Below are 10523 nucleotides of genomic sequence, written 5' to 3'. Positions count from 1 at the left end.
AAGTTCGGGTCGAAGAAACGAAAAAACTATAAAAAGGTTGAGAATCGGGATGCCCAGAATAAAATTTTAACTTCAGCCCTCGACAACACGGTTAAGTCAAGTCGTATGAAAAAAATAGAAGCAGCAAGAGAACTCCACGCAATTTATAACAGTTACGAGATCAGGAAAGTAAAGTTGGCAACAATCCTTCGCAAGATGTACAAATGGGGGGATAATTGGAGATTGTGTGGATATGCACATGACTATACTGTTTAGCCTGAATTCTCTATTATACATTAAAAGTGAGGAGATTATGAAAATAAAGACAAACAGATACTTCTTCAAGAAAGCCGAAAAAGGTTGGACTATCATGAAGCGTAGAATGGACGGTTATATCATCGCCATACATTGGGTGGCCAGCTGGCAGGAAGCACGGCAGCAAGTCTATAAGCTCAACGGCTGGAGTTGACAATATTCCATGTGGTTCTATACGGAGGAACTCTAATTATAAACAATTCATATACAGACAAGATGAAAACATTATCAATTCACAAAAACAAGGTTTTATCGGCATCTGAAGCTGCCGGTAAATGGTGGAGATCAAAAAATATATTCTTCTCAATGCTTGCAGAGGAAGACTTCACCAATAAAGAAGTAGTACTCGTACACCTTATTCTTATAACTTTTCTAACCTGTACAGCTTTTGTTGAGACATACCCTGTCATATCAATTCTTGCAGTCATTGTGAGTGCCGTTTGTGTCAAGTTCTTGAACAATGTGGGTAACAAGAATAGCAATGTTACTAATTAGCTTATTTTTTTATACCTCTAAATATTAACATTTAAGCAAAACACATAAGAGAGTATATGAAAATATCAAAAGTTCCAAATAATAAATATTTGGAACTTTTTTAATGTACATTAACAAAATAAGAAGACAGGAAGTTTTTCCAAAAGATTTTGAAAATGTTAATATAAGACTTTTATTTTTTTGATACCTCATTTTCATCGTGAGGTTTGTATCTTCGCAGCCGTTAAAATGTTTTTTTATGAGAAGAAATCACTTATCATTAACTCTCGCGTTGACGGCACTTGCTTTCTCTTCCTGTACAAAGCATCCGTCATTTCAGAACTCTACCGAAGCAATAGAGGCCTGTAAAGCAAAGCTGTCGGAAATCCAATCTTGCAAGGATGCCGACATCGAAAAGGTAACTGACCTTACGGCACAGTGGCAGGAACTAAAAGACTCGTCGTACAGTGTCTTTTCAAAAGACTCTACCATTAACCTGAAGAGTCCGATAGCACTTGCCTATTTTGTCATTTCCGATTCTGTAAGAACGGAGCTGACACGACTGGCTTTTTCAAAGCAGCGTTCGCTTCATGACGTGATGTACTTTAAACTCAATACGGCTTCCGAACGGGCAAAGATAGAAAGTTCAGACACCTATAAAAAAGCGTCTGACTTTTATGGAAGGCTTGACGAAGAACAGACGATAAAAGGACTTCCGCAAATACTGGCCATCTACAACAAGTTGCTAAACAGCACGCATGACTTTAAGCAGGAGTCTCAATTGCTTACCTTTATCAGGCAGGAAGACAGATGTTTTCGTTCGCTCATGGAACACCTTAGCAATGTACCCATGGATGAGATGCAGCGGTTAACCCAAAAGACAACAAGGCTTTTTGACCGGCTTTACTCTTCTGTCGGTCAGAAAAACGATGAAGTGAATGACAGGACGATGCTGTATCTGACCATGCGTTTTAATCGCCGGATCATGCAAAATGCCATTGCGTGCAGGGAAGACATACTGAACAACAAGCAGCTTAGCCAGGAACAACGGGTCAGTTACCGCTGGATGCTGATTCAGCCCTATGTGTCCTTGGATGGGTATTCAACGGCTGCATTGACCAAGAAACAGCGTGAAGAGCTGATGGTAATTTCCAAGGAACTGCCAATACTTTTGAATCGCCTGGACAACAAAAAGAAAACGAAGGAGGAGGAAAATAAGCTGATAGCCACTTTGGCAGAATATTTTCTGAAATCGTATATTTCAGCAACTTTATAAATAGAAAATCGTATGGAAAAAGCATTAGACTACAACACACTTGAAGACGGAACTTACAAGCGTTCCATCCTCCTGCTTTATCAGAAGTTGATAAAGTTACTCCCTGGCTATTTTACAGAACAGCAGATATGCGTTATCCAACATGCTTATTTTACGGAAGTCGTTCTTAACATGGAAGAGCAACATGTGTTGGAAAATTTCGTATCGGATTTGGTGGAGAAACTGCATATACACGTTCTCTATGCTTCCAAGGAAGAAAAAGGAAAAGTATATAAGGTGGTGGCATACTCGACTCCGGTAGAAGATGAAATGTTTGTTGTCTATCTGTCATCGACCAATTACGGAATCGTTGACTCAATGACAGTATTCTTCTTTGATAGTTTGGAAACGATGTACTATCAGCTGCTTTCCGAAAGGAATCGGATGCCCAAACTTCAGAAAAACATTCTGGAACAAGAATCATACGCAGAAACATTGTCGAACTTCAATTGAAAGAAATATGGTGATGTTAATATTAAAATTAATCCTTTTCGTGATGCTGACGAGCATTCCTTTCCTGTATCATTTTCTAATCAAGCCAAGGAGGGAAAGCGTGAAAAAATACCGCAATGTTTTTACGGCAGCACAGCCCCATATGTCGAAGCTGAAGAAGTCTGTTTGGAGAATAGGCACTCATCTTATCAACTTCTATGACAAGATGAAGCATCGGGAAAAGCCAAGAAAGTTTTTTACATTATTGCTTTTACTGTTTCTTCTCGGTATTCAAGGTGTAGACAACTTTGCATCAGGAGAAGTGGCTGCCACATATAAGACCATGGCAAAAGAAAAGAGGTTGGACCAGCTTAGCATCAGCGGAAAGAAAACGGCGGCTCCGTTCATGCAACGAAAGATGAACAACTACCTCTATCCCTTTCTGACCCGCCCCCTCGTTTACCTTATTACTTTCGGGATGACACTACTGTTCTTCTCTTACAAGTTGGCTAACAGAATACTCACGAAAATACATAATAGCAAAAGGATTCTGATAGGTGTTTCCTGTGTAATTATTTTGTTTTCTTTCTTCGATGAAGGAAGGTATATTTTGCTTTCTGAAGTACTTTTCGTTATTGCAATGGCTTCCTTGTTCTATCCCAATTTTCATGATCCTGCTGCTCCCAAAGGGAGGAAACCGATACCACAAAAATACACGGTAGAAAGGAAGGCTGCATGACCTTTATCGGTTACAACATTTATATAAAAATGTGGATTGGAAAAAGGTAGATTTTTACATATAATATTGATAATATAAAATAACAATGACTAACGATAAAATGATAGATAAAGAAGTCGTTCAAAATGGTTATAAGAACTATCATGTAAGAATGTCTTCCGACCTGCTTAAGTTTCTCTGCGGAGACTACACTTACAAGAACGCAAAGCGTTTTTCTCGCCTGCAGGCCTTTCGGGATCTTGTGGCACGACATTGTACCTCCGAGAGGAAACAAGAGGACACGGCCGCAAATATAGAATGCCTATCGAAGTCTTGGGGCTGGAGTCGACCATCGGTCATGAAGTTCATCCAGAATTTAGAGACAATGAATGTTTTGGAAGTCTTCAATGTTGTTACAAGCAAAATGGTCAGACTCCGAAAAGATATCGTCGTTTTTGCCCCGGCAAAAGATGTTGAGAAATGACGGAGAGGGATTTTATCCATCCCGAAAATCCGGCTTGACATTTCATTTTTAATGAACTTGGAGATGGAAAAGACAAAGTCTTGGTACATGCGCTTGCGCATGAGCGATCGTTTTGCAAACGAAATGAATTGTTTTACATTGGGAGGTAGCCTAATACCCCCCAAATCAAAATTTGGGGGTATTGCCACCCCGGCGAGGGGGGACTTCGTGCGGCAAGCCGTGTCAATATTAGGCTCTCCGAGGGGTAAAGCGGAAATGGCATTTCGAATATAGAGATGAAGCTTTCAGTCTTATACTTTGGAGGGGGTGACCCCTGTAAAAGTTACATTGACCCCACCATTGACCCCTCTAATGGTAACAAATCGCAATCATTGACCCCTCTAAAAGTGTAAAAATGATAGTTCGTGAATTTGCAGTGTTTTTGAGGGGAGTAAAAACTCCTTTACAAAAAGGGCTGACCCCTCTAAAAATTACAATTCGTCACATTGACCCCACCATTGACCCCTCTAATGGTAACAAATCGTAATCATTGACCCCTCTAAAAGTGTAAAAATGATAGTTCGTGAAATATTGAATTCCACCGTTCTGAAATGTTTATATTCAGGAACCACCCCACGATGAAGTAAAAGAAATAACGATAAATGGCAAAACAAGTAATGGATCTTATGCCTACGAAAGGCATTACTGTTGCTCAAAGCAATGAGCATCTACGAAACTTCTCGGCGGAAGCATACCGGAGAAAACTATCGTATGCTTTTGACCCGACACGTGAGCATCTTAACTTTGAAGTTCGCAAAGGAGGTGTGATAGCTCCAGTCGACAAGCAGCTCTCAATCCCCAAACGAATCAAAGATAATTTGAAGGCAAGGAATATAATAGACCCTAACCTCGGACTTCCGGAACCGAAGTACCGGACTGTTGCAAATTTCATCTTGGGTGGTTCGAGGGATCAGATGCACCGTTTGGCGTTCGGTGAACAACAGGTGAACTTGGACAAGGGAGCTGACAATTCGGAAATTACCCGCAGCCCTGAAATAGAAAAGTGGGCTGTTGACATGTACAAGTTTATGAGTAAAAAATATGGTGAAAAGAATATCGCAGCTTTTATAGTACATCTTGATGAAACAAACCCTCATATTCATTGTACAATTTTGCCAATAACAGAGAGAAATAAATTTTCTTGGAAAATGGTTATGGCAGGGCAGAGTAAGTTTGAATATAGTCAGCGCATGACAGCCCTTCACAATGAACTCTCGGAGGTCAATAAGAAATATTCTCTTGACCGGGGAGACAGCATTGCAGAGACGGGGCACAAGCATAAAACGATGGGAGAATATTATGCGCAAAAAAAAGAGGATTTAAAGAAAGAAGTTGATCATCTGAAAGGCGATGTCGCTGATCAAAAGCGACAGATTTCGAAAAACAAGGTTACACTATCAGAACAAGAAAAAGCAATTAAGCATGGTGAAGCAAGATTGAAGGGATTGGGTACCATGATAGCCAATCTTGAAAAACATAAAAATGACTTGCTCCGTGAGATTGAGAAGTTAGAAAATGATGTCAAGGTTGGAAAGATAACCAAGGAGCAGGCTGATATTGAACGTGCAAGAATCCTCGCCGATATTGAAAAAACGAAAGAGAAAATTATTGACAAACAAGGAAAGCTCGCAGAGGCGGAGAGAAAGCTTGAATTAGTGAGGGGACAGACTGAAGCCACTGAAGAACGATATAAGGAAATCAAGGATGACATACACTCCATTGCGCCGAACCTGAACACGCAAGTCCTACATGAAATGCAAGCTGTTGGCTGGAACATGGCCTCGATAGAAGCACAAAAGTCTTATAGCAAATTTAATGCTTACCGTGAGTCTCTTCCGCCAGAGCAGAGAGTGGCTTTTGACGAAGCGACTAAAGGACTTTCTGAAGGTTCTGTGTTCGAACAGATGGCAGAAAATTCAAGTCAGGTTGCCTTGGTCGCCACGGCTCTTTTTCTTGGCTATCTTGATAAGGCAACAGAGATTTCGCAGAGTGCCGGCGGCGGTTCCGCGCCTAATGGAGGCTGGGGTAAGAAGCCTGACGAGGACGATATAGCGTTCCGACAACGCTGTTTCCTAATGGGTATGCACATGCTGAAATCAAGTAAGAAAAGGAATATCAAGCGATAATAATGTTGATGTTTTTTCATGGGGAATATTGTAGATGTTTGTGAATCCGAATAAGATGTGGATTGTATATATGTCTATTTTCTTATACTTCAATACAAGTATAGCGCAACACGTATATACATCTATACGGATATACACGCTACACCTGTGGTGTTTTTTACATTTACTTTTATCTATCCTTCCATTTCCGTTTCTGGTTTCGACCTCACTTTTCGTCCGCTTGCGGTCATCCATCGACTTTTATTTTGCAAAGGTATCGCAGGCAGAGAACACGGCAAACACCGGAATGCTCCCTATTGGCGGAAAACTTTTCATGACCCTCCGAAATCAAAGATTGCGGTTTCCTGAAAACTTTGCCAGCCAATTGTTTGCCTTATGTCCCCTTAATACCTGCGATCTTACCTTGCACATAAAAGGTTCGAGATGACGGTTACACCGGAATGATAAAAAAAAGTTCGGGTCGAAGAAACGAAAAAACTATAAAAAAGTTGAGAATCGGGATGCCCAGAATAAAATTTTAACTTCATAAAACAACAAACAAAATGATTAAGAACATCAAAATTCAGCAGCTGATTGAGAACTATGAAAGTGCAAACAATCCAGCAGACATTTCTTTCAAAAAATATGTTGAAAGAGAGAGTCAGAACGACCCTAACTTCTTTAGATTCTTGTTTGAAGAAGAGTTTGAAGACGATTTTGATTTCTCTTTGACGGACGAGCAGAGAGAAGAATTTGAGGAATTTCTTGAAAAGGAAGTTCTTACCTATGATGTCGTATTTAACAACGATACATCTTCAAATGAAAAGGGCTTCAAGTCTTCATTCCAAGACTGTCTCAATTATATCTACATGAACAACGGGACAGAAGAGAGCTATTTTGAAGACTACACAGGCGGTATCGTGTCAATCGTTTGCAACGAGACCGGAACAACCGTCTATGAAGAAAAAGTAATATAGGCATTTCAATGCTGACCTATCGGCATGACGGGGAAATAAAATGAAAAGATATAAATTCATTATTAAATTGTCCGATGGTAATGAAATACAGGCTATATCTGTCGGCAATAGCCGTGATGAAGCCGTAGAGCGTCTGTTAGCTTTGCCACAGACAACGGAGTTTATCGGTTCAGCGCAAGTCATTAATGCCGCTCTTGTTGGCGAGGAAGTAGTACGACCTGTTCCAGTTGACCGTTTCGTATTACAGCGGGCAAATGATTCCAATTGGTGGGTAGTCGGCGATCCGGAAGGTATGTTTGTCATAAGGTTTCAAGAACATGACTTCAATGGTACACGGAAAATCACCTATCTCAAAGACACTTCTTCCAATGCGCTGGCTGAAGCCCGTGTCTTTCGGGAGATACCGGAATGGTTGCAGCTATATCATTCCGAAGTGCTTTAAATGGGTGTACAGGCTTTTTCTTCTTAAAAAATTGTTTAATCAACCGTAAATTAGTATATTTGCTGTCTAAAGATAAGGCAATTATGAATAAACAAGAATTTTTAGATATATTGGAAGAGCACAAGGAATTGGGCTTCCAAGAACAGATAGACTATGAAAAGTTCTATCTCTACTCAATCGTGACCCATTCAACGGCCATCGAAGGCTCGACGATGACCGAGGTAGAGAACCAGCTGCTCTTTGACGAGGGTCTTTCTGCCAAGGGTAAAAGCATCATTGAACAGAACATGAATCTTGACCTGAAAGCTGCCTACGAAAGAAGCATGGAAATGGCAAGGGCACACACACCTTTCTCCATCGATATGCTGAAGGAATTGTCTTCAATCGTAATGAGAAGAACCGGGGGGATATTCAATGCACCTGGCGGTGTATTTGACTCGTCAAAGGGAGATTTACGTCGGGTAAACGTTACGGCAGGAACTATGGGAAAGTCTTATATGAGTTACCTGAAAGTCCCACAGAAGTTAGAAGATTTCTGCAAGGAAATGAACGAAAAACGGGAACAGCTGTTAAAGAACCCCGATGTATATGAGCAATACCGTTTGAGCTTTGACGCGCATCTGAAGCTCGTGACAATCCATCCATGGGTAGACGGTAATGGCAGGATGTCAAGGTTGATCATGAATCATCTTCAGAGTGAGTTTGGTCTGGTACCCAATAAGGTATTGAAGGAGGACAAGGCCGAATATATCAACGCCTTGGTGAAGTCAAGAGAGGGAGAATCAAATGTCCCGTTCCAAGACTTCATGTTCAGGGAACACGCCAAAAACCTCCAACAGGAAATCGAGAACTATAAGTTATCCATGGAAGATGAAGAAGAGGAGGAAGAAGAACAGAAACCTCGCCGGCATTTCCGGAGATAAGAAATTAAATAAAGGGTCATCTGAACTTTATGGTTCAAGTGACCCTTTCTCATGCAATAAAAACGAAGGAAAAAATTATTTGGAAGACTTCCTGTTACTCTTCCTATGGGCTGTTTGGGTGCCTTCTTCTTTTTTGAACTCTGTCTGGACAATCTTTATCATATCCTTTACTTCTTGATCTATCCGCTCAAAGTTGGCATACAGAATACGCTCCTTGGAGTCTTCAGAGTCGAAGTGGTAGAACTTCGGAATAGGATAATTGCTGTAGTCGGTCTCCTCTGCCTTAATCTGTTCCATATCAAAAGATGTTTTGCAAAAGAACTTGGTGGTTCTGAACTCTTCAGCAGTCTGAATATCCATCGAGTCCCGTCTGCCAGTCTTCGTGACGACGAAATCCCGGGCAGTCTGGCCACACAGCCATCCGGAAGCCATATCACTGATTTTGGAAGCAGGAACAAGGCTGTCCATATTCTCATTGAGATTGATGGATGTTCTGTCCCTGTCGATGGTAATGCCTTTTTTGAGTTGCACGACCTTTCCGAAGATGTCGCCCGACAGCCAATCAAGCGTTTCTTTTGAACGGGCTGAGCCGGAAACGACATTACCTACGGTGGTAATGATCTTATCCTTTCCCACCTTTCCATAGTCTGCTTCCAACTGCGGCAGTTCCTGAAAACCTAATGTCACAGCAACCTTATTGCTTCGTGCTGTACCTATCAAACGGTCTATCTTATGAAAGTAGAGTGTCGGCAGCTCATCGACAATGATGCTTACCGGGACATTCTTTCCCATACCGCTGTTAACACGGGTGACGAGACGGTTCAGAATCAGGGCATTGAGTGCTCCAATGATGCTCTCCATCTCCGGGTCATTGGCAATAAGCAGATAACTTGGATGTCGGGGATCCGACACCTTCAAGTCAAAATCGTCCCCGCTAAAAACCCAATAGGATTCCTTGGTGGCCAGGCGTGAAGTCTGTACACGCAACGTGCCTATCATACCTTCCAGCTGCTCCATGGCACCATTGTCAAAGGCGGTCATGAAAGGCCCCAAAAGCGGGTAGACTTCCGGATCGGTCTTCAAGACTTCAAAGATCTCATCATAGGAGTGGTTCAGGAACGAGAGCACGTGAGGCATGTCAGAATACTGGCCTTTCCAGTAGGCCGGTTGCACTTGATATTCCTTGTTGCCAATCTGGTTCGCATCATTGAAGACTCTTCCCGTCAACCGCTTATGGTGGGTCTCCTTATCCTCACCATATTCGGGGAAGAGCTCATTGCCGTTCTCATCAAAAGGCTTCTTGTTATAGTTGACGAAAAAGAAGATACAGGCTGCAAGGAAGTTGGTGGCAGATGTCTGGAAGAACTGGTCGGAACCGCCACCGGAAGTCTTCTGTCCCTTTTGAAGGGACTCAATAAGTGTCTCCGCTGTTTCCTGTGCTGCAGCCAAATTTGCAATGTACTTCTGCTGGATAGGATTAACGCGTGCGCTGTACTCAATATTGACAAAGTTAATGATATTGAAGTTACAGTCTTTTGGCAGGTTACCTTGTACCTGATTTTTCCTATAATGATAATAGAGCTTGGTTGCAAGCGTTGGGAACTTGTAGTCATAGACAACCATTGCAAAACCCTTGGCCGAATGCTGACGGATATAAGGTTCAATGACAGAGAACGTCTTACCGGAACCGGGTGTGCCCACAACCCATGTGCCTCGGAATGGATTGACAATATTAATCCAACCCCTCCTGAACTTGCCCTTGTAGTAGTAACGCATAGGGATATTGACGGAATACTTGTTCTCGACAAGTTCCGTTGTCTGCTCGAAACTCTCGTTCTCGAAATTGAAGCGGTCTTTGAGCATGCCGTCCTTGAAGTATTTCGATACGTTGTCAAGGGCTGTATGGACGAGTATTGTCCCTATGACAGACACTGCTATATAAACCCATACGTTGGCTTTCAGAATCCACAACCTGACATGCCAATCACTGTTATAGACAAGCACAGAAGCCACTACTAAACCAAAGCCGATGGCGAGTGGGTAGAATACCATCTTGCGCGCATCGAACTCTATCTGCTTCTTGTTCTTTGTACCTATACAGGTGATGATTACCAGCATGAGCGTAACCATCTTCGAGTAGGGCAGGAACTGATACATGGACAGTACCTCGAGCCGGTGATGAAAGCTGTTTACAATGCCCCCTAATCCGCTCAATGCGGCCGGATCCAAGGCATACATGAAGAACTCCAAGAGGAGTGATACATATATGGTTGTCCTGAAAATACTGTACGTTCCCTGTATTTCTTTACTTTCTTCCATT

General features: G+C 41.9%; 12 protein-coding genes. 11 read left to right on the top strand and 1 reads right to left on the bottom strand.

Translation table 11 applies throughout. From position 1 onward, the window contains the following. The 11 genes from X919_RS17010 to X919_RS0102805 form a co-directional block, all read left to right on the top strand. Window positions 1–255: hypothetical protein (locus X919_RS17010; protein ID WP_028898943.1), on the top strand; the 255-nt coding region annotated here is incomplete at its 5' end. A 37-nt stretch (window positions 256–292) separates the two neighbouring features. Continuing rightward, the gene (locus tag X919_RS0102855; RefSeq protein WP_253270067.1) at window positions 293–448 is read left to right on the top strand and encodes a hypothetical protein; all 156 of its coding nucleotides are present in this window, start codon (window positions 293–295) and stop codon (window positions 446–448) included. A 62-nt stretch (window positions 449–510) separates the two neighbouring features. After that, window positions 511–789 carry an SH3 domain-containing protein gene (locus tag X919_RS0102850; protein WP_051502379.1) on the top strand — a complete coding sequence of 93 codons (279 nt, stop codon included), beginning with the start codon at window positions 511–513 and terminating at the stop codon, window positions 787–789. A 238-nt stretch (window positions 790–1027) separates the two neighbouring features. Beyond that, window positions 1028–2044 carry a hypothetical protein gene (locus tag X919_RS0102845; RefSeq protein ID WP_028898940.1) on the top strand — a complete coding sequence of 339 codons (1017 nt, stop codon included), beginning with the start codon at window positions 1028–1030 and terminating at the stop codon, window positions 2042–2044. A 12-nt stretch (window positions 2045–2056) separates the two neighbouring features. Further along, window positions 2057–2536, top strand: coding sequence for a hypothetical protein (locus X919_RS0102840; RefSeq protein ID WP_004345311.1), 480 nt, complete (start codon window positions 2057–2059; stop codon window positions 2534–2536). Between the two features lie 7 nt (window positions 2537–2543). Beyond that, entirely contained in the window at window positions 2544–3254 is a 711-nt protein-coding gene (locus X919_RS0102835; protein ID WP_253270066.1) for a hypothetical protein, read from the top strand. An 85-nt stretch (window positions 3255–3339) separates the two neighbouring features. Further along, window positions 3340–3717: a hypothetical protein gene (locus X919_RS0102830; protein WP_004345314.1), complete on the top strand. Its 378-nt coding sequence runs from the start codon at window positions 3340–3342 to the stop codon at window positions 3715–3717. A gap of 641 nt (window positions 3718–4358) precedes the next feature. Continuing rightward, the gene (gene mobV, locus X919_RS0102820; RefSeq protein WP_028898938.1) at window positions 4359–5882 is read left to right on the top strand and encodes a MobV family relaxase; all 1524 of its coding nucleotides are present in this window, start codon (window positions 4359–4361) and stop codon (window positions 5880–5882) included. A 542-nt stretch (window positions 5883–6424) separates the two neighbouring features. Continuing rightward, window positions 6425–6838: a hypothetical protein gene (locus tag X919_RS15625; RefSeq protein ID WP_004345320.1), complete on the top strand. Its 414-nt coding sequence runs from the start codon at window positions 6425–6427 to the stop codon at window positions 6836–6838. Between the two features lie 40 nt (window positions 6839–6878). Further along, window positions 6879–7280 carry a hypothetical protein gene (locus tag X919_RS0102810; protein ID WP_028898937.1) on the top strand — a complete coding sequence of 134 codons (402 nt, stop codon included), beginning with the start codon at window positions 6879–6881 and terminating at the stop codon, window positions 7278–7280. A gap of 83 nt (window positions 7281–7363) precedes the next feature. Next, complete coding sequence (locus X919_RS0102805; protein WP_028898936.1) at window positions 7364–8203, top strand: Fic family protein; 840 nt, start codon at window positions 7364–7366, stop codon at window positions 8201–8203. A 75-nt stretch (window positions 8204–8278) separates the two neighbouring features. On the opposite strand, the gene X919_RS14625 is transcribed toward X919_RS0102805, so the two are convergent. Next, window positions 8279–10522 carry a type IV secretory system conjugative DNA transfer family protein gene (locus X919_RS14625; protein ID WP_172642706.1) on the bottom strand — a complete coding sequence of 748 codons (2244 nt, stop codon included), beginning with the start codon at window positions 10520–10522 and terminating at the stop codon, window positions 8279–8281. Window position 10523: the final 1 nt, after the last annotated feature.

This window comes from Prevotella sp. HJM029, from assembly GCF_000599605.1.
Taxonomy (GTDB): Bacteria; Bacteroidota; Bacteroidia; order Bacteroidales; family Bacteroidaceae; genus Prevotella.
The sequence above is the reverse complement of the archived record's forward strand: the minus strand, read 5'-3'. Positions and strand labels throughout refer to the sequence as shown.